Origin of the sequence: Burkholderia sp. Ac-20379 (genome assembly GCF_017104645.1) — a bacterium.
Taxonomy (GTDB): Bacteria; Pseudomonadota; Gammaproteobacteria; order Burkholderiales; family Burkholderiaceae; genus Burkholderia.
On sequence record NZ_JAAGPF010000776.1, the window covers coordinates 1 to 788 of the forward strand.

Genomic DNA, 788 nt, shown 5'->3' on the forward strand with positions numbered 1-788 from the left:
CGGCCGGCGGCACGGCGCCCTCGGCCAGCGCGACATCGGCGCCGCGCCGGTCGAACGGATGCCGGCCGGTCAGCAGCTCGAACACCACGCAGCCGAGCGCGTAGACGTCGTCGCGCGCGGTGGGCTCGGCGCCCTCGATCATCTCCAGGCTCGCGTAGGCGGGCGTCATCGCGCCGAGCGTGCCGGCGTCGAACACCGTCTGGTCGCCCGCCGCGCCCGCGCCCGCGTGGCCCGCGCGCGCGATGCCGAAATCGAACACCTTCGGCACGCCGTCGCGCGTGATCATCACGTTGCCGGGCTTGAAATCCGAATGGACGATGCCGCTCGCGTGCGCGCGCTGCAGCGCGCGCGCCATGCCCGCGATCAGCGGCCACGCGTCGCGCAACGGCAGGCCCGACGGGCGCTCGCGAATCAGCGTGCGCAGGTCGGTGCCGTCGATGTACTCCATCGTCATGAAGACGATCGTGCCGTCCTTGTCGAAATCGTAGACGTGGACGATGTTGTCGTCGGCCAGCCGCTGCGCGCGGCGCGCCTCGCGTTGCAGCGCGATCAGCGAATCGGGATGGCGGCGGAATTCGTCGTTGAGCACCTTGACGGCGACGTACGGATCGCGGTCGCGCGCCTCGACCTTGCGCTCGTCGCGCGCCAGATAGACGACGCCCATGCCGCCCCGGCCCAGCTCGCGTTCGAGCAGGAAGCGGCCCTTGAGCAGCTTGCCGACCGCCGCGTCGTCGCCGCCCTGCGCCTGCGCGATGCGTTGCCAGCTTTCGCGGCTCAGGCTGCTGTCG

The 788-nt window shown here is 71.8% G+C and carries 1 protein-coding gene; it reads right to left on the reverse strand.

Going from position 1 to position 788, the window contains the following annotated elements:
• Positions 1-788, reverse strand: a 788-nt coding sequence (locus tag G3N92_RS34555; protein ID WP_206131942.1) for a serine/threonine-protein kinase, incomplete at both ends; no start/stop codon positions are given.